This window comes from Rhizobium sp. BK379 (assembly GCF_014193955.1).
Lineage (GTDB): Bacteria > Pseudomonadota > Alphaproteobacteria > Rhizobiales > Rhizobiaceae > Rhizobium.
The window spans coordinates 1,905,436-1,925,714 of record NZ_JACIAD010000001.1 but is presented as its reverse complement, the minus strand read 5'-3'; the positions used below and the strand labels follow the sequence as shown (position 1 = coordinate 1,925,714).

26 protein-coding genes are annotated in these 20,279 nt (G+C 61.4%); 13 read left to right on the top strand and 13 right to left on the bottom strand.

Features of this window, described 5'->3' with window-relative positions; translation table 11 throughout:
• The first annotated feature begins 41 nt into the window (after nucleotides 1–41).
• From FHT93_RS09825 to FHT93_RS09805, 5 genes are all read left to right on the top strand, one after another.
• Nucleotides 42–1,472 (top strand): energy transducer TonB, encoded by a 1,431-nt coding sequence (locus FHT93_RS09825; protein WP_183847274.1) that lies wholly within the window; start codon nucleotides 42–44, stop codon nucleotides 1,470–1,472.
• A gap of 109 nt (nucleotides 1,473–1,581) precedes the next feature.
• Nucleotides 1,582–1,989, top strand: a complete 408-nt coding sequence (locus FHT93_RS09820; protein WP_113147607.1) for a DUF2325 domain-containing protein — start codon at nucleotides 1,582–1,584, stop codon at nucleotides 1,987–1,989.
• Complete coding sequence (locus tag FHT93_RS09815; RefSeq protein WP_113116712.1) at nucleotides 1,986–2,258, top strand: hypothetical protein; 273 nt, start codon at nucleotides 1,986–1,988, stop codon at nucleotides 2,256–2,258. Before FHT93_RS09820 ends, FHT93_RS09815 begins: the two co-directional genes overlap by 4 nt.
• A gap of 10 nt (nucleotides 2,259–2,268) precedes the next feature.
• A complete protein-coding gene (locus FHT93_RS09810) occupies nucleotides 2,269–2,583 on the top strand; it encodes an antibiotic biosynthesis monooxygenase (protein ID WP_183847272.1) in 315 nt (104 codons plus the stop codon).
• Nucleotides 2,580–2,951, top strand: coding sequence for a VOC family protein (locus FHT93_RS09805; protein WP_183847270.1), 372 nt, complete (start codon nucleotides 2,580–2,582; stop codon nucleotides 2,949–2,951). Before FHT93_RS09810 ends, FHT93_RS09805 begins: the two co-directional genes overlap by 4 nt.
• Before the next feature lie 53 nt (nucleotides 2,952–3,004).
• On the opposite strand, the gene FHT93_RS09800 is transcribed toward FHT93_RS09805, so the two are convergent.
• Complete coding sequence (locus tag FHT93_RS09800; protein WP_112544045.1) at nucleotides 3,005–3,376, bottom strand: DUF423 domain-containing protein; 372 nt, start codon at nucleotides 3,374–3,376, stop codon at nucleotides 3,005–3,007.
• 2 nt (nucleotides 3,377–3,378) lie between these two features.
• Nucleotides 3,379–3,783, bottom strand: coding sequence for a group II truncated hemoglobin (locus FHT93_RS09795; RefSeq protein ID WP_183847268.1), 405 nt, complete (start codon nucleotides 3,781–3,783; stop codon nucleotides 3,379–3,381).
• 234 nt (nucleotides 3,784–4,017) lie between these two features.
• On the opposite strand from FHT93_RS09795, the gene FHT93_RS09790 reads away from it, so the two are divergent.
• From FHT93_RS09790 to FHT93_RS09755, 8 genes are all read left to right on the top strand, one after another.
• Nucleotides 4,018–4,581 carry a TetR/AcrR family transcriptional regulator gene (locus FHT93_RS09790; RefSeq protein ID WP_183847266.1) on the top strand — a complete coding sequence of 188 codons (564 nt, stop codon included), beginning with the start codon at nucleotides 4,018–4,020 and terminating at the stop codon, nucleotides 4,579–4,581.
• Between the two features lie 19 nt (nucleotides 4,582–4,600).
• Nucleotides 4,601–4,942: an SMR family transporter gene (locus tag FHT93_RS09785; RefSeq protein ID WP_183847264.1), complete on the top strand. Its 342-nt coding sequence runs from the start codon at nucleotides 4,601–4,603 to the stop codon at nucleotides 4,940–4,942.
• A gap of 183 nt (nucleotides 4,943–5,125) precedes the next feature.
• Nucleotides 5,126–5,911 (top strand): ThuA domain-containing protein, encoded by a 786-nt coding sequence (locus tag FHT93_RS09780; protein ID WP_113138828.1) that lies wholly within the window; start codon nucleotides 5,126–5,128, stop codon nucleotides 5,909–5,911.
• A gap of 9 nt (nucleotides 5,912–5,920) precedes the next feature.
• Nucleotides 5,921–6,964, top strand: coding sequence for a Gfo/Idh/MocA family oxidoreductase (locus FHT93_RS09775; RefSeq protein WP_183847262.1), 1,044 nt, complete (start codon nucleotides 5,921–5,923; stop codon nucleotides 6,962–6,964).
• Between the two features lie 298 nt (nucleotides 6,965–7,262).
• Nucleotides 7,263–8,096 carry an aspartyl/asparaginyl beta-hydroxylase domain-containing protein gene (locus FHT93_RS09770; protein WP_113208629.1) on the top strand — a complete coding sequence of 278 codons (834 nt, stop codon included), beginning with the start codon at nucleotides 7,263–7,265 and terminating at the stop codon, nucleotides 8,094–8,096.
• Between the two features lie 194 nt (nucleotides 8,097–8,290).
• Nucleotides 8,291–8,818 (top strand): Rrf2 family transcriptional regulator, encoded by a 528-nt coding sequence (locus tag FHT93_RS09765; protein WP_112547870.1) that lies wholly within the window; start codon nucleotides 8,291–8,293, stop codon nucleotides 8,816–8,818.
• Nucleotides 8,815–9,597 (top strand): SDR family oxidoreductase, encoded by a 783-nt coding sequence (locus FHT93_RS09760; protein ID WP_183847596.1) that lies wholly within the window; start codon nucleotides 8,815–8,817, stop codon nucleotides 9,595–9,597. Before FHT93_RS09765 ends, FHT93_RS09760 begins: the two co-directional genes overlap by 4 nt.
• Entirely contained in the window at nucleotides 9,597–10,034 is a 438-nt protein-coding gene (locus FHT93_RS09755; protein WP_112972701.1) for a cupin domain-containing protein, read from the top strand. Before FHT93_RS09760 ends, FHT93_RS09755 begins: the two co-directional genes overlap by 1 nt.
• 56 nt (nucleotides 10,035–10,090) lie before the next feature.
• Here FHT93_RS09755 and FHT93_RS09750 read toward each other — a convergent pair whose 3' ends face one another.
• From FHT93_RS09750 to FHT93_RS35515, 11 genes are all read right to left on the bottom strand, one after another.
• Complete coding sequence (locus FHT93_RS09750) at nucleotides 10,091–10,486, bottom strand: DUF1236 domain-containing protein (protein ID WP_183847260.1); 396 nt, start codon at nucleotides 10,484–10,486, stop codon at nucleotides 10,091–10,093.
• A 202-nt stretch (nucleotides 10,487–10,688) separates the two neighbouring features.
• The gene (locus FHT93_RS09745; protein WP_183847258.1) at nucleotides 10,689–11,801 is read right to left on the bottom strand and encodes an ABC transporter permease; all 1,113 of its coding nucleotides are present in this window, start codon (nucleotides 11,799–11,801) and stop codon (nucleotides 10,689–10,691) included.
• Nucleotide 11,802: 1 nt separating this feature from the next.
• Nucleotides 11,803–12,927, bottom strand: a complete 1,125-nt coding sequence (locus FHT93_RS09740) for an ABC transporter permease (protein ID WP_183847256.1) — start codon at nucleotides 12,925–12,927, stop codon at nucleotides 11,803–11,805.
• The gene (locus tag FHT93_RS09735; RefSeq protein ID WP_183847255.1) at nucleotides 12,924–14,675 is read right to left on the bottom strand and encodes an ATP-binding cassette domain-containing protein; all 1,752 of its coding nucleotides are present in this window, start codon (nucleotides 14,673–14,675) and stop codon (nucleotides 12,924–12,926) included. The genes FHT93_RS09740 and FHT93_RS09735 overlap by 4 nt, the downstream gene beginning before the upstream one ends.
• Nucleotides 14,672–15,679, bottom strand: a complete 1,008-nt coding sequence (gene hlyD / locus FHT93_RS09730) for a secretion protein HlyD (RefSeq protein ID WP_112547877.1) — start codon at nucleotides 15,677–15,679, stop codon at nucleotides 14,672–14,674. Before hlyD ends, FHT93_RS09735 begins: the two co-directional genes overlap by 4 nt.
• On the bottom strand, nucleotides 15,676–16,365 hold the full coding sequence (locus FHT93_RS09725; protein ID WP_112547878.1) for a CerR family C-terminal domain-containing protein: 690 nt from the start codon (nucleotides 16,363–16,365) through the stop codon (nucleotides 15,676–15,678). Before FHT93_RS09725 ends, hlyD begins: the two co-directional genes overlap by 4 nt.
• A 541-nt stretch (nucleotides 16,366–16,906) precedes the next feature.
• On the bottom strand, nucleotides 16,907–17,785 hold the full coding sequence (locus FHT93_RS09720) for an SDR family oxidoreductase (RefSeq protein WP_183847253.1): 879 nt from the start codon (nucleotides 17,783–17,785) through the stop codon (nucleotides 16,907–16,909).
• Nucleotides 17,782–18,567 carry a hypothetical protein gene (locus tag FHT93_RS09715; RefSeq protein ID WP_183847251.1) on the bottom strand — a complete coding sequence of 262 codons (786 nt, stop codon included), beginning with the start codon at nucleotides 18,565–18,567 and terminating at the stop codon, nucleotides 17,782–17,784. Before FHT93_RS09715 ends, FHT93_RS09720 begins: the two co-directional genes overlap by 4 nt.
• A gap of 114 nt (nucleotides 18,568–18,681) precedes the next feature.
• On the bottom strand, nucleotides 18,682–19,269 hold the full coding sequence (locus FHT93_RS09710; RefSeq protein ID WP_113117755.1) for a protein-S-isoprenylcysteine O-methyltransferase: 588 nt from the start codon (nucleotides 19,267–19,269) through the stop codon (nucleotides 18,682–18,684).
• A 63-nt stretch (nucleotides 19,270–19,332) separates the two neighbouring features.
• Complete coding sequence (locus tag FHT93_RS09705) at nucleotides 19,333–19,917, bottom strand: hypothetical protein (protein ID WP_029616318.1); 585 nt, start codon at nucleotides 19,915–19,917, stop codon at nucleotides 19,333–19,335.
• 159 nt (nucleotides 19,918–20,076) lie between these two features.
• Complete coding sequence (locus tag FHT93_RS35515; RefSeq protein WP_112547884.1) at nucleotides 20,077–20,196, bottom strand: ABC transporter; 120 nt, start codon at nucleotides 20,194–20,196, stop codon at nucleotides 20,077–20,079.
• Between the last annotated feature and the right edge of the window lie 83 nt (nucleotides 20,197–20,279).

Genomic DNA, 20,279 nt, shown 5'->3' with positions numbered 1-20,279 from the left:
GGAAACCCGGTGCGCATGTTTCAGGTTGTCCGAGGCGTCAAATGGCAATATCAGCGAAATCCAGATCGAGACACGTGCTCATCGAGGAGGAGGGCGCTGACGAGGGCCTGAACGACAACAATCCCGGCATGCATCCCGGCCACGAGCTGGCCGATCTGCGCAACGCGCAGCGCCAGCCGGCCGGAGAACAGGTCATCCACTATGCGCGGTTTGCGCAGATCTCCTCCTTCCCCGATCACCCGGAAGCCGCTCCCGCTGCTCCGGTGACACCATTGCCGATGGATGCGGCGGTGGAGAAGCAGGAGGACGAGAAGGCGCCGGTGCGGCGGCGGCTGACACTGACCTGCATCTGCTCGCTGATTTTTCATGCAGCATTGGCGACTGCGCTGATCGTTGCCTTTCCGAAAGCGCCTGAAGAGGCGATCGAAGAAGCCGGCCAGGCGATGAGCGTCGTCATGTACGGCGATTCCGATGTTGACCAAGCGGCAGCTGGCGAGACGGAAACGACCGTGCAGCAGGAAATTATTCCAGAGCCTGTCCAGCCCGACACGATCCAGCCGATGCAGACAGCGGAGGCGCAGCCGGAGACCGTGCAGCCGACCGAGGTCTCGCCTGTGACGACGAGCGAGGTTTCGCCCGTCGAGATGCAGGAGGCCATTCAACAGGCGCCGGCGCCGGAAGTGACGCGGGTCTCGCCGGAAAATGCCGCGGCTGTCGAGCCCGAAATCCTGGTATCCGAAGTGCCGGCGGAGGAGTCCGTCGCGCAGCCGATGTCCACGATCGTTCCGGAACAGCAGCAGGTGCCGGTCGATGCGGTTTCGCCGGAGATACAGCCCTCCGAAGTACAGCCGACCGAGATACAGCCGACTGCGGTGCAACCCACTCAGGTCCAGCCGACCGAGGTGCAGCCTGCCGAGACCCAGCCCGAGGTTGCGCAGACCCCGCAAGAGGTGAAACCTGTCGAAACGGCTGAAGTCCAGCCGGAGCCGGAACAGCCCGAGGAGGTTGTCACGCCGACCCCTAAGCCGAAGGTGACAGCAGAGGAAAAGCCGAAGCCGGTTGAGAAGAAGCGTCCGCCGCAGAAGGCTGCCGGCAGGAATGGCGAGCAGCAGCAGAATTCGCAGCGCGGCGTTGCCGACGGCGATCCGTCGGCCCAGTCGGACCGCAATTCGCAAGCCGCCAGCAACAACAACGGGATCGGCACCGCTGAGCGCGCCAATTACGGCGGCAAGGTTCGCGCCCGCATTCGCCGCGCGCTTCGCGAGCCTCGCGGCGTCTACGGGACGGCCGGCGTGACATTGACCATCGGCGGCGGCGGCAATCTTGTCTCTGCCGTCATCTACAGGAGTTCCGGCGTTCCTGAGATCGATCAGGCCGCTACCGATGCCGTGCGGCGCGCATCGCCGTTCAGCCCGCCGCCGGGTGGGCAATCCGTGAGTTTCAAGCAGGAAATTCAGGTTGGTAGGAATTAAATATGATAAAAATAATCAACTTTATACTTTACTCTAAAAATCAAGTTTAATAAGGTCCCGCTCGCACACGCAGGAATCGTGTGACGATCAACGAGCGAACGGGTGGTAAATGGCTCGAAAGGCGAAGAAGGGGGCGAACCGGGAGATCCGCGTTCAGGCCGATCAGGAGGCGCAACAGTCCTCCTCGGGGCGCTCCAAGCTGGATGGCCGCAGTTTCCTCTATGTCGGCGGCCGCGATTGCCAGGTGGCGCATCTTCGCCAGATCGCCAGCAGCTTCGGCGCAGAGCTGATCCACCACGACGGCGGCCTTCGCGAAGCCGTTTCGCGCATCGACACGTTGCTTCCTTCCGTCGACTGCGTCTTCTGCCCGATCGACTGTATCAGCCATGATGCCTGCCTGCGCGTGAAGACCGGCTGCAAGAAATTCAGCAAGGCCTTCATTCCGCTGCGTAACGGCAGCAAGTCCAGCCTGGAACGTGCGCTGCAGACGATGAACGAACGAGACAATTCCCGATGAATGATGGGCACCCTGACGGGTTTACGATGATCGGCCTGCACAAGCTCGCCGCTCACGGTGGTGACGGCCTTGTGCCGGAGCTTTACGAAGTTTTCCTTGAGAATGCCGCCCGCCAGCGCAGCTATCCCAATGTCGTGCTGTTTCCCGCCTGGGAAGCACGCATGCCCGGCGAAGCGTCTGTAAAGCCCATTGGCGCGGACGCGACCGACGGCAATAATATCGTCGCCTTTCCGTCCTATGCCGGACGTGCGACCCAGAAAAAGGCGTGAGGAGCTTTTGATGTATATCGCGATGAACCGTTTCAAGGTGGCTGCCGGCGCTGAGGGCGATTTCGAGAGTATCTGGCGCAATCGTGATTCCAACCTGTCGCAGGTTCCGGGTTTCGTCGAATTCCGCCTGCTGCGCGGCAAGGCCAATGCGGAGGAGGGCTATACGCTGTTTTCCTCGCACACGCTCTGGCGCAGCGAAGAGGATTTTCTGAACTGGACGAAGTCGGAGAATTTCCGCGCAGCCCACCGCAATGCCGGCGACAACAAGGGCCTGTACAAGGGACCGCCGGTGTTCGAAGGCTTCAACGTTGTGGATGGCATATGAGCTGCGATCCCGATCGCATCGAGGTGATGCCGGTTCTGCCGTCGCTGGATATCGCCGAGACGCTTGCCTTCTATCGGGACCAACTCGGCTTCATCAAAATCGTCTACGAGGCGAGTGACTATCTGATCGTCAGACGCGGTGAGATGGAACTGCATTTCTGGCTGACCGACGATCGAAGCCTGCCGGAAAAGACATCCGTCTATCTACGTGGCGGCGGTATTGGCGCGCTTCATAGGGAATACAGTGCGAAGGGTATCGAGCGCCTGTCGGATATGGCGGTGCGGCCCTGGAACATGGAGGAATTCTATATCCATGATCCGCATGGCAATCTTTTGCGCTTCGGGCGTATACCGCAGGCGAACAGCTAGCATCCCCTTCTCCACGGGGAGAGGGGAGGCCCGCTCTGTAGCCTTCCGAAATTCTACGCCCGCACCCGCCAAAATGCGCTCGCTGAGACCGCCAGCCATCCCAGCATCATCGCCCAGCCACCTGTCGGGGCCGCATAGGGGAACATGCCGGAGCCGGTGAAACGCAGCGTCACGAGGTCACCCGCAAACAGCACCGTTCCCACAATCATCAGCAAACCGGCGAGCCAGGCGGTTCTAATCTTGGCGGCGCCAATTGCCAGCGCCAGCAGGGCGGGGGCGTGGGCGAGGCACATGGCGGAGGCCGAGGCGGCGAGATGTGCATCGCCGCCGCCATGGGCGGCAAGGGCGGCAAGGGCCACGCCCGCAAGGCCGAACAGGCCGGCAAAGAGATAGAGCACCGGCTCCAGGCGCGCGTTCAGGCTCATGGCTATTCCTTGTTCTGCATGTGATGGGCGAGGCGCTCGACCGGCGCCCATATGAGGTCTCGCAATGCCTGGCTGGCGATCGTTTCATCCATGGCCTGGCGGAAGCAGAGCAGCCATTCGTCGCGTTCGACGGGGCCGATTTTGGCGACGAAATGGCGACTGCGCAGGCGGGGGTGGCCGCGTTTGTCGGTATAGAGCGGCGGGCCGCCGAGATAGCCGGTCATATATTCGTAGAATTTCTCTTCGCTGCCTTTAAGGCTCGGCGGATGCACGGCACGCACGTGCCTAGCCTCCGGCAGCGTATCCATCAGTTCGTAGAAGCGATGCGTCAAGGCGCGGACAACAGGATCACCGCCGATCGCGTCGTATAGTGTGGTGACGTTCGTAGTGGTCTTCTCTTCCGGCACAAAACCATCCCTCAATACCAGTCCCGGCGCGGTACGTCCCCTGCGCCGCTCCAGGTTTTAATAGCATCCGAACGCCGTTTCCGGCTTATCGGCCCACCGCTTAGATGCACCCGATCAAAAAGGATCGCAACTGTCATCAAAACACCGCGGCATTTCGCGCATAATCCCTTGCGAGGCAGCGCCTTCAGTCGATTCTCCTTGACAAAACCGTCCAGACGGTATCTTTATAAATTCATGTCAAACGCTCATCATCGCAAGAAACAACCCGTGCTCGTGCGCCAGCAGTTGCTGGAGGTCGCCGCGCGTCTTGCTGGTGAGAGTGGCATGGGCGCTGTCACGCTCGATGCGGTTTCGGCTGCGTCAGGCGTCAGCAAGGGCGGGTTGCTGCATCACTTCCCCACGAAGAATGCGCTGCTGGACGCCCTGTTCGAAAGCCTGCTGGAGAAGTTCGACGCCGATATAGACGAGCTGATGCGCGCCGATCCGCTGCCGCAGGGCCGTTTCTCTCGCGCCTATCTGCAGGCGGTATCCGGGCTGAAGGATCGTCCCGACGATTCCAGAAGCTGGACGCAGGTGACGATCGCGCTTCTCGCCGAACCCCGGCTGCGCCTGCGATGGCGCCAATGGGTGGCGGCGAGGGCCGAGGAATATATCGGTACCGATTCCGCGCTCGACACGCTGATCGTGCGTTTTGCCGCCGACGGTCTGTGGTTCGCAGATACGTTGGAAAGCCATGATATCAGTGGCGCTCTGAGGCGAGAGTTGATTGCCCGCCTCATCGAGCTGACCCACAAGTAGATCAAGAAGGAATACCGTCATGAACCCGGCTGCCGTCTATGGGCTGCTCGTTGCAGCCATCGTGCTTGAAGTTATCGGCACAACCGCCCTTCAGCTCTCCCAGCAGTTCACCCGCCTCGGGCCGACGGCGCTCGTTGTCGCCTGCTATGGGGCTGCCTTCTACTGCCTGTCGCTGACGCTGAAGCATATCCCTGTTGGTATCGCCTATGCGATCTGGAGCGCTTTGGGAATCGTCTTGATTTCCTCCGTCGGGTTCGTGTTTTTCAAGCAGCGGCTCGATACGCCCGCCATTATCGGTCTCGGCCTGATCATATCAGGCGTGGTCGTCGTCAACCTGTTCTCCAAGACCGTTTCCCATTGATGTGAAAAGGGGTTTTTCCCGACCGCAGGGACGGGAAAAATCCTCTTTGTCAAAATACCGACAAAGGTCTATGTCTTCCTCTGATGCGGAGGAGGGACTGCTTTGGCTGGCCATCTTCCCAAAGCGCTTTGAATCCCGCCTTCCTGCTTGCCAAAAATCCAAAGGTTCTAGAGGAGCATAGTCATGGCCATTCGCACCGTCGTATGGGGAGAGAACATCCATGAGACAACCAATGAGATCGTCCGGGGCATCTATCCCGAAGGCATGCACACGACCATAGCCAAGGCGCTGAACACCGATCCGGCGATTTCGGCGACCACGGCGACACTCCAGGAGCCCGAGCATGGCCTCACCGAAGCCCGGCTTGCCGAAACCGATGTCCTGACCTGGTGGGGTCACAAGGATCATGGCGCGGTTTCCGATGTCGTCGTCGAGCGTGTCGCCAAGCGGGTCTGGGAAGGCATGGGCCTTCTCGTTCTGCATTCCGGCCATTTCTCGAAGATCTTCAAGCGGCTGATGGGCACTCCCTGCGCACTCAAGTGGCGTGAAGCGGGCGAGCGCGAGCGCCTGTGGACGATCAACCAGCGCCATCCGATCGCAGCCGGTATCGGCGAGCATTTCGAACTTGAAAACGAGGAAATGTATGGCGAGCAGTTTTCCGTGCCGGAGCCGTTGGAGACGGTGTTCATCTCCTGGTTCCAGGGCGGCGAAGTCTTCCGTTCGGGCCTGACCTGGCGGCGTGGTGCCGGCAACATCTTCTATTTCCGTCCGGGCCACGAAACCTACCCGACCTATCACGATGCAACCGTGCAGAAGGTGCTGATCAACGGCGTGAAGTGGGCCTATAACCCCGAGGGTGCATTGAAGAGCATCACCGATGCTCCAAATGTGCCGGTAGAAAAAGCACTGGAGCCGATCGTCGAACGCGGCCCGAGACTGCATCAGGCCGGCGAAGCCGGTTACCGCTGAGGAGCATCCATGCGACTACTCGTTCTTGGTACGGGCGTGATGGCGAAGAACCAGCTCGCCCACTTCATGAATATCGACGGCGTGACCGTAGTCGGTGCCGTCGATACGGATTCAGACCGTCTGGCCGCCTTTGCCGACAAGTTCAACATCGAGAAGCGGTTTCTGACGCTCGACGAGGCGATCGCCTGGGGCGAGTTCGATGCGGCGACCAACATCACGCCTGACCGGATCCACCATCCGACCACCATGGCGCTGATTGCTGCCGGCAAGCATGTGCTGTGCGAGAAGCCGCTGGCGGAGAACTATCCGAAGGCGCTGGAAATGACGGAAGCCGCGGAAGCGGCCGGCGTCATCAACATGGTGAACCTCACCTACCGCAATGTCGCTCCCCTGCAGCGCGCCCGCGAGATGGTGCTATCGGGCGAGCTCGGCACGATCAAGCATGTGGAGGCGTCCTACCTGCAGAGTTGGCTGGTATCCCGCGCCTGGGGCGACTGGCGCACGGAATCGACCTGGCTCTGGCGTTTGTCTACCGGCCACGGATCGAACGGCGTGCTCGGTGATGTCGGTATCCATATCCTGGATTTTGCCGCCTATGGCGCGGCGACCGATATCGATCACGTCTTTGCGCGACTGAAGACCTTCAACAAGGCACCCGGCGGGCAGATCGGCGAATACATGCTCGATGCCAATGACAGCTTCACCATGTCGGTCGATTTCGCCAATGGCGCCCTCGGTGTCATCCATGCCAGCCGCTGGGCGACCGGTCATCTGAACGAGCTGAAGCTGCGCATCTATGGCGAGAAAGGCAGCTTGGAAGTCATCCACCGCCCAAGCGGTTCCGAGCTGCATGGCTGCCTCGGCGACGATGTCGAAACGGCGACCTGGAAGCCGGTCGACGTGCCGCCGGTTCCAACCAATTACCAGCGCTTTGCCGAGGCTGTGGCAACAGGCGTGCAGCTCGATCCGAACTTCCGTCATGCGGCGAACCTGCAGAAGGTGCTCGACCTTGCCATGGTAACCGAGCGCGAACGCCGCGAGCTTAAAGTCTGATATTTTCCCTTGCAGATTGAACACCGACGCGCTCGCAGCGCGGCGGTGTCATGCGGCAATTGATCGCTAAAACCTGTACTTAAGTGTACTTGAGCGACGCCCAGCACTAGCCATATTTACTCGATGGCCAACGCGGAAACCGTCCTAACGGCTCCTGCGGAAGGCCATGTCATACCCAAAGCATTTCCGTCTTTCCTCAAAAATACGGAAGCGCGCTTTTCTTCGTTATGACGCAATTCCGGATGCAAAGCCGCTGTGCATTTTTGCTGGAATTGCTCTAGTCGGCAACGGAAAACACATGACTGACATTATCGCCAATACATCCCTTCCCGCAAAAACCGCCCCCGAGACACAAGACTTTGCCACTGCCGGGATCTCTCCCATGGACCGGCCGAGCGCTATCACGCGCTTCTTCATGGGCATCGTCGCATGGGCCGAGGGCCTGAATTTCAAATATGCCAAACTCGGCAATCCGCCGGTTTACGACAATGCCGCCTTTCCCTGGGCGAAGGAGGTCGAGAAGGCCTGGCCGCAGATCCGCGCCGAACTCGACCGCGTGCTGGTGCGCCAGAGCGAGCTGCCGAGCTTCCAGGATATCTCCACCGACGTGCAGACCATCTCCAAGGACAATCGCTGGAAAACCTTCTTTCTCGTCGGTTTCGGGGTGAAGTCCGAGCAGAACATCCAGGCCTGCCCGGAAACCTGGAAGGCGGTGCAGAAGATCCCCGGCCTGAAGACTGCGATGTTTTCGATCTTCGAACCCGGCAAACACCTGCCGGCGCATCGCGGCCCCTATAATGGCGTGCTGCGCCTGCATCTCGGCATGATCGTGCCAGAGCCGGCCGACAAGCTTGCCATCCGCGTCAAGGACCAGATTTGCCACTGGCAGGAAGGCAAGGCGCTGATCTTCGACGATGCCTATGAGCATGAAGCGTGGAACCACACGGACAAGACGCGCGTCGTTCTCTTCATCGATTTCGTCAAGCCGCTGAAATTCCCGGCCCGGCTGATCAACTGGACCTTGCTCAATCTTGCGATTTTCACGCCGTTCATCCGCGAAGGGCTCGATAATCACAAGGAATGGGAAAAGAAGTTCTACGCGCAGGCGGAAGCGCTGCGCAATCGCGGTTAGGACAAGACCTCCCGCCTTTTCGATGTCGTGCACCTGCTTAAGGCCCTGCAAATGCGGGGCCTTTTTCTTTTGTTCGCTGACCGGAATTGCGCGCCCGTTCCGCGTGGAAACTTCGCTGAACGCATCGTTCACCCCGGGCATATTGACGACGCTCTAAATCGCGGATAAAGTTTATCCATGATTGGAGACGGCACATGAAACTCAGCGACGGCGTAGAGCAGGCAATTCATTGTGTGACTTTCCTCTCCGGATTGTCGGAGGAGGGGGTGCTGTCGGCGGCAGCACTTGCGGAGCTTCACGGGGTTTCCCCAAGCTACCTGCTGAAGCATCTGCAGGCATTGTCGGGCGCCGGGCTGCTCGTGACGACGCCGGGGCCGAAGGGCGGATACAGGCTGGCGAGGGCGAAGGAGGAGATCACTCTCCTCGACGTCGTGCTGGCGGTGGAAGGTCCCGCACCGGCCTTCCGCTGTGCCGAGATCCGCCAGCGCGGACCCAATCCTCTGCCGGGGCGGTACTTCACCAAGCCCTGCCAGATCAATGCCGCGATGCTGAAGGCGGAAAGAGCGTATCGCGCCGAGCTCGCCAAAGTGACCATCGCAGACATCGCGGCTGATGTCATGGCAGACGACGACGGCGGTATCGCCGCCCGCGGCTGCGCTTTCCTTGAACTCAACGAAAGAAAGACGGGCAATCGGGCCTCGTCACAGGAGAAGCTACAATAAGCACGTCCAAGAAGGTTGTCGTCATTGGCGGCACGGGCCTCGTCGGCTCCAGGGCAGTCACCATTCTTCGCAATGCCGGGCACGAGGTCGTCGTCGCCAGCTCCAGAAACGGGATCAATGCCTTTACCGGCGAGGGGCTCGAAGCCGCCCTTTCAGGGGCGGATGCCGTCATCGACGTCTCCAACATCGTTTCCTATGACGAGCCGGTCATTCGCAATTTCTTTGCGACCTCCACCCGCAACCTGACCGCAGCCGAGAAATCGGCCAGCGTTCGCCACCATGTCGTCCTGTCCATCGTGGGCACCAGCGACCTCTCGGGCAATCCCTATGTGAGCGGCAAGCAGGCGCAGGAAGATGCGGTGCAGGCCTCCGGCCAGGACTATACGATCGTTCGCGCCACCCAATTCTACGAATTCATGGAGACGCTGGCCGAGGCCTATTCCGCTGACGGCGCGGTAAATGTCCCCGATATCCAGTTCCAGCCGATCGCAGCTGATGATGTCGCGGCGGCATTGGTCAGCGTTGCGCTTGGCAAGCCGCACAATGGCATCGTCGACCTTGCCGGCCCGGACCGCGCCGGCTTTGGCGAATGCATGCGGACATACCTGGCCGCAAAGGGCGACAGCCGCAGCGTCGGCGTCGATGCAGCCCTTGGCTATTTCGGGGCGCCGGTCACGGCCACCTCGCTCGTTCCGACGGGCGCCTTCATGCAGGGGCAGACCGCGCTTGCGGATTGGCTCCGCCACCAGAATCATGCATCGCAAGTGGAGAAAGCATAATGAAAACGATCCTTTATGCCATGATGGCACTCGTTCTGCCGGTCACCGTCGCCTCGGCGCACGACCTCACCAAGGGTGAACTCGTCTACGAGTCGAAGGGCGCGAAAGTGACGGAGGTTTACGCGCACGCGCTTCCGGATGTTCCGGGCAAGAGCGTGAAAGGTGTCCTGGTCGAGTACGAGCCCGGCGGCTACAGCTCGGCGCATACCCATGCCAAATCGGCGCTTATTTATGCGACTGTTCTCGAAGGCGCCATTTTGAGCGGCGTGAATGGCGGCGAGGTGAAGACCTTCACCAAGGGAATGAACTTCACGGAACTTCCCGGCGACCGGCACGATGTCAGCGCCAACGCCAGCAAGACGAAACCGGCAAAGCTGCTGGCCGTGTTTGTGGTCGATACGGCTGACGCGGCTCTGACGACGCCGCGCAAGCCCTGACATTTCTGAAAACTGCGCATGAAAGAGGCCCCGCCGAAAAGCGGGGCCTTTTGCGTTTATTCGATCACCTGAACCACGCGGTGGGTCTGCGGCTCGACGATCACATGGCGATCGTTGATGACGGTATAGGCATAGCGCGGATTATCCGGCACCGGGATCACCTGGACATCTGATGGCAGCGGCTTGCCAACGACGATCGGCTGCTGCACCACCACTGCCGACGGCGGGGCCGGCTGCTGCTGGACGTAGGTTACGACCTCGCGCGGCGGCGGATCGACGACGGCACCGGCTACACCACCTGCCACGCCGCCAATTGCAGCGCCCACGGGGCCGCCGACAATGGCGCCGGTGATTGCGCCGCCGGCTGCACCCGTCACCGCTCCGTCGGCCATGGCATTGGTGGCGAGCGACGAAAGCGCCAGCGCGCCGGAAACGAGAATGATCTTATGCATTTTGATACTCCTTCGATCGAGAGCATTTGCGTTTTTCAGGGAAAGACGGAAATGCTCTATCTCATTGCTTCTTCAGCAATTCCGGGCAGATAAGCGCTATGGGAATTGCCTTGGTTTGCGCTGAGGAAACGAGCCGGATCAGTCGTTGTTCCTGATCGCAGGAGTCACGGATTGGCCGTGCGGGTTATAGTGCGTGAGATGGCTATTCCAGCCTGCGGCGGAACAGCCAGGCGGCGGCGCCGAGGGTTGCGGTCGCGATCAGGGCCAGCGGAATCGTCTGGTTCAGCACTTCCTCCGCGGGAAGATCCTTGAGGAAGACGCCTTTGACGATGATGAGGAAATAACGCAGCGGATTGATTGTCGTCACCGGCTGCAGCCATGCCGGCATGTTCTCGATCGGCGTTGCGAAACCCGACAGCAGCATGGCGGGCACCATGAACAGGAAGGCGCCGAGGATTGCCTGCTGCTGCGTCATCGAGAGCGCCGAGATGAAGAGGCCGAGGCCGGCGACCGAACCCAGATAGAAGATGGAGCTGCCATAGAGCAGCAAGAGCGATCCCCTGAGCGGCACGCCGAAGATGAATAGCGCCGCCAGGATATAGAGCGTCATGTGGAAGAGGCCGATCATCATTGGCGGAATGAGCTTGCCGACCAGGATTTCATGGACGCGCAGCGGCGAGACCATCAGCTGATCGAAGGTGCCGAGTTCCCTCTCGCGGGCAATCGACAGCGCGGTGACGATGAGACCGATGAGGAGCGCGATGCTGGCGATCAGGTTCGGCACCATGAACCATTGATAGGTGAGGTTGGCATTGAACCAGTTGCGCGGCACGGTCGCCACTGTTTTGGCCATGGCGCGCTGGCCTGCCGGCGTCTCGGCCGAGAGCGTCATGCCAATCTGTGTGAGATAGCCGGAAACGATCTGCGAGGCGTTGGAGCGGCGACCGTCGAGGATGATCTGAAGATCGGCCGGAATGCCCGCCTCGATATTACGGGAGAAATCGGGGCCGATCTCGATTGCGGCAATGACCGACTGACCATCGATGGCTTCGCGGATATCGGTCTGATTGTCTGCTGTGTTGATGCGGCGGAAGGTCGGCGATCCGTGGATGCGCTCTATCAGTTCCTGCCCCCAATGGCCGCTGTCGCGGTTGAGCACCATGATATCGACATTGCGCACCTCGAGCGTCGCCGCATAAGAAAAGACGAGAAGCTGCATGACGGGCGGCACGATGAGCACGAAGCGACCCTTGGGGTCACGCAGTACGGCCAGCAGTTCCTTGATGATGAGGGCTTTCAGCCGGGTCCACCACATCTCAGCCGATCCTCTTTCTGGTGCTGCGGGCAGCCAGCAGGAACATGATGCCGCCGATCGTGAGCATCACGGCGATCGCGCGGGCAAACATCGGCCAGATATCGCCGGCGAGAAAGACTGTCTGCAGGCTGGGGATGAGATAGCGCGCTGGCACGATGATGGTGATCCACTGGATGATTTCAGGCATGGAATTGATCTCGAAGAGAAAGCCCGAGAGCAGGAAGGCCGGCAGGAAGGCGGAGATCAGCGCAAGCTGTGAAGCGAGGAACTGGTTCTTGGTCGCCGTCGAAATCAACAGGCCCTGGCCGAGCGCCGGGATGAGAAAGGCGGCAGAGAGCGCATAGAGCGCGATGACGGAACCGCGAAACGGCACGCCGAACAGGAAGACGGCGAGCAGCACGCAGAGCGTCATGGAGGCAAGGCCGAGCAGGAAATAGGGGAGGATCTTGCCAGCGAGCAGTTCGGCCGATGTCACCGGCGTCGCCATCATCGCTTCCATCGTGCCGCGCTCCCATTCGCGGGCGACGACCAGCGAGGTCAAGAGCGTGCCGACCAGCGTCATGACGATGGCGATCGAGCCGGGGACGAGGAAGTTGCGGCTCGTCAGCTCGGGATTGAACCAGAAACGCTGCTCGATGGAGATGGGGGGACCGGCGGCGACCGTTTCGGACTGGCGCTGGCGCTCCCAGTTGGCGACCGCGCCCTGCACATAGTTCTGGACGAAATTGGCGGTGTTGGGATCGGAGCCGTCGACGAGGACCTGGACCTGCGGGTGATTGCCGGCGGCGTAGTCCGCGGCGAAATCGGCGGGAATGACGACGATGCCCCGCACATTGCCGAGCACGAGATCGTCTTCGAACATGCGCCGGTCGCGGCCAACAGTGACGGAGAAGTAGCGCGAGGCCTGGAAGCTTGCCGCGAGATCCTGCGTCAGCGGCGTCGCCTGCTCCAGGACGAGGCCGATGCGGGTGCGGGTCGTATCGAGCGACACGCCGTAGCCGAAGAGGAAGAGCAGGATCAGCGGCAGTACGAAGGCGATGAGAATGGTGCTGGGGTCGCGGATCGCCTGATAGCTTTCCTTGCGTACGAGGGCGATGAAGCGGCGGCTGCGGGAGGAAGCGCTCATGCCGCTTTCTCCTTTTCCTGGCCCTTTTCGGAGTCCTGAACGAGGGCGATGAAGGCATCCTCCATCGTCGGGTCCGGCTGTTCCCTGGTGGCGACCCGCGCTTTCAACTCGTCGGGCGAGCCGAGTGCGATCGAGCGGCCGCGATAGATCAGCGAGATGCGGTCGCAATATTCGGCCTCGTCCATGAAATGCGTCGTCACCAGCACGGTGACGCCCTTTTCGACGAGGGCGTTGATATGGGTCCAGAATTCGCGCCGGGTGATCGGATCGACGCCGGAGGTCGGTTCGTCCAGGAACAGGGCGCGCGGCTCGTGCATGACGGCGCAGGCAAGCGCCAGGCGCTGTTTCAGGCCGAGCGGCAGGTCCTTGGCCGAATAGCGCCCGTGGCGGCCGAAATCGAAGATTTCGGTCATCAGTTCGATGCGCTCGCGACGGCGGCTGCCGGAGAGGCCATAGACGCCGGCGAAGAATTCGAGGTTCTGCATGACGGTGAGATCGCCGTAGAGCGAGAATTTCTGCGCCATGTAGCCAAGCTGGTTGCGCGCCTCGGCGGCATCCTTGCGAAGGTCGAAACCGGCGACCCGGCCTTCGCCTCCTGACGGTTTCAGCAGGCCGCAGAGCATCTTGAAGGTGGTGGATTTGCCGGCACCGTTCGGCCCGAGCAGGCCGAAGATTTCGCCGCGGCCGATATCGAAGGTGATATTGTCGGCGGCGGTGAAATCGCCGAAACGCTTGGTCAGGCCATGGGCTTCGATAACGGGGCGGTCGCCCGTCTCGCTCGGCGAGCCCTGTGCCTCCGCGAGCTTGGAGCGCCCGCCGGGGCCGCCGCCAAGCATATCGATGAAGGCATCCTCAAAGCGGGGAGGGGTGGGTGTCAGCTTTACTCCGCCGGTTTTGCCGATATCGGGCGTCTCATCCTTCGATGTCACGAGGCGGATGGCATCGCCCTGGATGACGCCGTCGATCACGCCTTTCGTCTGCAGCAGTTCGGCGAGCACTTGGCGCCTGCGGCCGCTGACGCCGGAGACCTTGAAGACACGATCTTCCACGCGCCCGGTCAGGTCGTGCGGCTTGCCGGAAAAGAGCAGCTTTCCCTGGTTGAGCAGCAGGACATGATCGCAGGCTTCGGCCTCATCCAGATAGGCCGTGGACCAGAGCACGCCGATGCCTTCCTGCGTCAGGTTCTCGACCATCTTCCAGAGGTCGCGGCGCGAGATCGGGTCGACGCCGACGCCCGGCTCATCGAGCAGCAGCAGGCGCGGCTTTTTCAGGAGCGCGCAGGCAAGGCCGAGCTTCTGCTTCATGCCGCCCGAGAGCTTGCCGGCGAGCCGGGTCGTGAAACGCTTCAGGTCGGTGAAGGTCAGAAGCTCGTCGAAGGCGGCGGCGCGCTCGGCCTTCGGCAGGCCGCGCAGATCCGCATAGAGATCGAGGTTCTCCTGGACCGAGAGATCCTCATAGAGGCCGAAGCGCTGCGGCATGTAGCCGATCGAGGCCTGGATGGCGGCCGGGTTCCGGGCTGTGTCGAAGCCCAGCACCTCGACAGTGCCGCTGTCGGGCAGCATGAGGCCGGTCATCAGCCGGATCAGCGTCGTCTTGCCGGCGCCGTCGGGGCCGACGAGGCCGGTGATGGCGCCGCCCCTGACCTCGCCGGAGACGGCATCGAGAGCCGGCGGGGCATCACCGAAGCGCCTGGTGACATCGGCAAGCCGGACCAGCGCTTCATCTGCCTTGGAGGGAACCGGGCTCATCGCGCTGCCAGCGAGGGAAAGTGCACGGTGACCGGCATGCCCTGGCGCAGATCCGGGCCGGGCTTGTCGATGACGATGCGCAGGCGATAGACGAGATCGGTGCGTAGTTCCGGTGTTTCGACCGATTTCGGCGTGAACTCGGCGACCGGCGAAATGAAGCCGATCGTGCCGTCATAGGGCTTGTCGGCTTGCGTATCCGAGGTCACCTGGACCTTCATGCCGGGATGCAGGCGGCCGAGATCGCCTTCCGCCACATAGCTGCGCACCCAGACCGGTTGCGTTAGCGACAGGACATAGACGCTGTCGGCGGGCGCGACGATGGCGCCGGGTTCGCGTACGCGGGACAGAATGACGCCGTCATTCGGCGCGCGCAGTTCCGTATCGGCAAGCGAGATGCGGGCGGAGACCAGAGCGGATTGCGCTGCCTTCAACTGGGCGTCGGCTGCATCGATGTCTTCCACGCGACTGCCTTCCTGCAGCAGCTTCAGCGCTTCGTTGGCGGAATCGGCGCGGGCCGCGGCCATTGCGCGATTGGCGGTTGCCAGATCGAGGTTCGCTTCCGAGATATTGCCCTGCGGGCGAAGCTGCCGGGCGCGCTCATAGGTGAGATTGGCATTGTGCAGCGCCGCGACGCTTTCGTCATAGGCAGCGCGGGCCTGGGCGATTTCCGTCTGGCGCGGGCCGGCCTTCAGCTTGTCGAGCGTGGCCTGCAGGGCGGCAACATTGGCTTCTGCGGACGTAACGGCAGCCTCGTAAGGTGTCGCGTCGAGCTTGCCGAGCACCTGGCCGCTGCTGATCGTATCGCCTTCATCGACGGCGAGCGAGGCCAGCCGTCCATTGACGCGGAAGCCGAGGGAGACCTGGCGGATATCGACATTGCCGTAGAGCGCGAATTCCTTTGATCGTTCCGGCAACCAGCCGAACTTCTGCGGCAGGCCGTACCACCAGGCGGCACCGCCGGCGGCTACGAGAATAACGATGGCAAGGGGGACGATCCGTTTCATGGGGTATTTCCTTTCGCCGGCTCCAAAAGGCCGACAAGTTCTGCGGCAAGTTTGCGCAGGCTCTGGAGTTGTTCTGATCCGACCGATTGCCATTCCATCTGGGCGAGGACGGCGGCGTGGGCGAGGCGGAAGATCATGATGTTGCCGACAAAGGCCAGCGTGCGCAGGCGCACATGCTCGGAAGCCGGATCCTCGCGCAGGATGGTGCCGATCAGCCGTCGCGCCATCTCGATCATCGGACCCATCAGGCCCTTGTAGATGCGGGTGAAGGCCTCCGTCGGCTCCATCTGTTCGCGTGTGATGAAGCGCGCCCAGGGCTCCGATTCCTTGCTGACGAAGATGCCGATCATCGTCTCCGTGAGCTGTGTCAGGAAATGGCGGGCATCGTCTGCCGTCAGCATCTGCCCGGCGGCATCGAGCGTCATGATATGCGCGACGATCTGCTGGCGCAGGGCGCCGACATGACGCTCGATGCGCGACACCAGATATTCCGCCGTCGCGATATAGAGCCCTTCCTTGCCGCCGAAATAATAGGGAATGGCCTGCAGGTTCACACCCGCCGCCTCGCTCAGCTGCCGTGTCGAGGTGCCGTCGAAGCCATGGCGGCCGAAGACGTCGAGTGCTGCGGCAAGCAGCTTTTCCCGGGTGATTTCGGCGCGGTTCGGTTGGTTTTGTTCATCGCTCATGACTGACTTATAACTCCAACGGAGATTTCAGTCAATCGAATGAATGTTTATCTTGCCGTATCTGCGCTCCCTGGGAATGAGCGTTGCGGGGGCCAACCGTCAGTATATTTACGTCTACTGCCGATACATTTACCGTTTCGTACTTCCGTAAAGGCTAATATTCTGGCTGAATGGGAGGATGAGAAACCTGCCCGTCATGCCGAGCACTGCGAGACATGCCTGGAGAGCGCTCCTTGCGAGCGCGGCTCTTGCTCTTCCCTTGACCATGGCTTGCGCTGACGACATTGCGCCCGGAAAAGGCAATCGCATTCAGAACGAGGTGGTCAAACCATCTCCTCATGATGGACAGCTGACGGCCCCGCGGCTAAGCGCGAACTGGTGGCTGCGGATCAGGCGCGAGGCACCGCAGGCCGATCAGCCTGAGGGTTCGAAGCAGGTTTTTGCGCGCAGCACCGACCAGCGATGATCCCGGGCATTGCAGCCTTAGCTGAAGCGCTGCATGTCCGGCCGCAGGCACGAAGGATGCCCTAACTCCCGGAGCCTAGGCGTCGGGCTTTCCGAAAGCCGATTCCGGTTTACGAGCCGGTGCCGCAATGCTGGTTTCCGGCCGACGGGGGTTCGGATCCCTCTTGCGGCGCTGAGCGCGACCGATCAGGCGCAGGGCCATCGCCGAGGGCAAGATTCTCGCAATGAAGGCGGCGAGCTTCGAAGAGATGCCGGGAACGACGAGGCGGCGGCCGGACTTGAAACCCTGCCATGCCTCATGGGCCACATAGTCGGCATCGAGCTTGGGCAGCACCTTGAAGAGGGCAGCCCGGTCGGCCCCGGATTTTTCCAGAAAGTCGGTCGAGACAGGGCCGGGGGCGACGCAGGTGACCGTCACACCGAAGCGGCGGACCTCCTCATGCAGGGCGGTCGAGAAGGCGCGCACGAAATTCTTGCTGGCGTAGTAGAAGGCCATGTAGGGGCCGGGCGCGAAACCGGCGACGGAGCCGAGATTGATGACGCCGCCGCTGCGCCGCGCCACCATGCCCGGCAGGAAGCGCAGGGTCATGTCGGCGAGCGCGCGGATGTTGACGTCGATGATGCCGAGCTGCTCATCGGCGGGCAGGGAGGTAGCGGCGCCGCGCAGGCCATAGCCGGCGCTATTGACCAGAACGCCGCAGGCCAGACCTTTTGCGGCAAGAAAAGCCTCCATGCGCGACGATGCATCCTGGGAGGCAAGGTCGAGTTCGATCGTGAAGGCTTCTCCGCCTGCCCCGACGATTTCGGCGGCCGCCGCCGCAAGGTCCTCGGGGGAGCGCGCCACCAGAACCACGATATTGCCATCGCGCGCGGCAACCCGGGCAATGGCCCGCCCGATGCCCCGGGATGCACCGAGGACCACGACAGCCAGGCGGAGTTCGGCGCCGACGCTCATGGTGCCCTTCCAGCAATCGATATGCCGGCAGGCTTTCCCGCCTGCTTGAGCCCCCTGACCTCGTCGACGACACCGCCGTTCAGGATCCTTTCGAACCGTTCCAGCGCGCGGGCAATGCTGGCGCCGTCCATGACCCGGTGGTCGTAGTGGATGCGGACCGTCACCGTCCCATCCGCGTCGATCGGCCCGTAGTTCAGGAGCGTGGTGAGCGGCGTCAGGGGGTTTAGGGATTCGGCGCCGAGGCCGGAATAGACCGACAGCTGGAAGGTGCCGAAATAGCGCGCCCGCTTTCGCCCCAGGTTGAGCCCGAGCCACATCAGCGACCAGCGGAGAAAGGCCGGCGCGCGGGCAAGCTTGAGCGAGCGGCGAAATTCCTTGATCTCGGCAATCGGGCGCGAGCGCGCTTCCTGGATCAGTTTTTCCAGTTCCGGGATGGGGCGCTGTTCGGGACCCTTGATCGTGCTCAGGAGAACGATTCGCTCGCCCTCGTGCTCGCGCTCATGGGCGACCGAGGCAACGCTTTCGGGATATTCATAGAGCTGGTGCTTCGGAAACTTGATATAGGCGCGCCGCAGGTCCGGGGTCTCCTTCGACAGGAGCGCATATCCCTTCAGAAACAGCACGGTCCATGACGGGCGCGGGTCGCAGGCGCTCCTGGCGTCGACCAGCGCGCGCAAGTTCATCTGCCGCTGCACGGTGACGCGCGGTATGCCGATCGAAAACCGCATGAGATCTCCGACAAGCCGCCTCGCAGCCGAAAGCCTGACTGTCCGTCCCCTCATCCTTGTCCTCCCCCTAGATCACTTCCGTTTTCCCTCGAAACGCACAAATGATCCATCTCTTTGTTTTCATGCAATTCCGGACGCAAAGCGCTGCACAGTTTTGCTGGAACTGCCCTAGTAGAGATAAGGAATGATCCGTTTCGTCCTGTCCATATAGGCGCGGTATTCAGGACCAAAAACGTCGAGCATCATACGCTCTTCCTTGTCCACCCGCAGGAAGAAAAGCACGGCAAAGCCGACGAGGCCCGCAAGGCCCGCCACCCAGTTCGACAGCAGGAAGGCCTGCGCCAGCCCCATCAGCATGAAGGACGTGTACATGGGGTGGCGCACCAGCGCGTAGGGCCCTGACGATATCAGTTCATGCTTCTGGCGGATTTCCAGCGTGATGGACCAGTTTCGGCCGAGCTGCTTGTGCGTTCGCCGAAAGACCCACATGGCGAGCGCGAATGTGATTGCTCCGACTACGACCGCCCAGATATGGGCAGGATAGTCGGCAGCTCTCGGGATGCCTGTCGCGACGTAGAAGGCCGGCACGATCGCAAGCCCGGCAAGGGCCGTCGCGAGCGCGATCTTCTCTGCCGCGCTCCGCTGGCTGCTCACGATGGGCACGCGCTTGCCGCGGCGCTCAAATGGGTAGCGGATGACGTACCATGCGATAATTCCGAGGACCCAGACGATCTCGCCAATGGTGTGAACTGACAAGCTCAAATCGGCACCAGAACCTTTCCACGATCCGCTTCTTTCCGGGATCGCTCTGCTTTTCTATCAACCCGTATTCATCTCCCGCAGATTTGTAATGAATTGCTGCGGGCGAAGCCAGATGCCTGGCGTCTTATAGCCCATATGTTTGGCGATATCGGCCACGAAAGCGTTGCAATTATAGACGGTCGCTTCCCAGAGACGGCTGCGCGCCTGGAGTTTGCGAATATAGGCGACCGTGTCGTTATATTCGGCGTCCGTCAACATCACGCGCCAGCTCGCCGAGCGGTATTGCTCTTCGAGATCGCCGTCCGTTTCGCCTGTCGTGGCGGGGACGGGGATAAAGTGGCCCAACACATAGGGCGCGGCATCTGGCGATGCCGGGGCAAGTCCCGCAACCTCGGGACTGATCATTCTTCCGTTCCTGTCGGCACTGCCGAAGACGACATAAGTGTGACCGTAGGTCAGCGCGTAACGCGAGCGGAATTCGATGAAGCGCCGCCCCGCCTGGGCTTGAGCCGCGGCCGGTTTCCCAAGGTCACGGGCATCGGATGTATAATGTGGCTGGGGGGCTTTGTCTTCTGACTGACACGATGATACCACAACCGCCAAAATGGCGACCACGCACAAGCGGCTTCTTTCAAGCGCCATCAACACGCTCCATGTGCAGGCTCCTGCGAATGCGGGCCTGATGCCGGCTGATGCGCCGTTCCTGCGTCCTGAATGGCAGGCGGGATCAATCCTGGCCGTTTTGGGATGTTAGAGAGAGAGGAAGGGCCTACCGAGCCCTTCCCAAGCGTTATGCGAATTTTACTTGTAGACGGCTGTTGCTGGCGGTGGAGCTTTCCCCTTGCCTTTACCAATCGACCCGCAGGCACTCAGATTGGCCACCGCAAGCGTTGCGAGGATCAAGAATAAAATTCTGCTCATTAAGTCCTCTCCTCATCCTGGTGCAGGCTTGAAAGTCTGCACCTCATAGTTTGACGATAATCGGCACCTTGGACAGTGCGGCA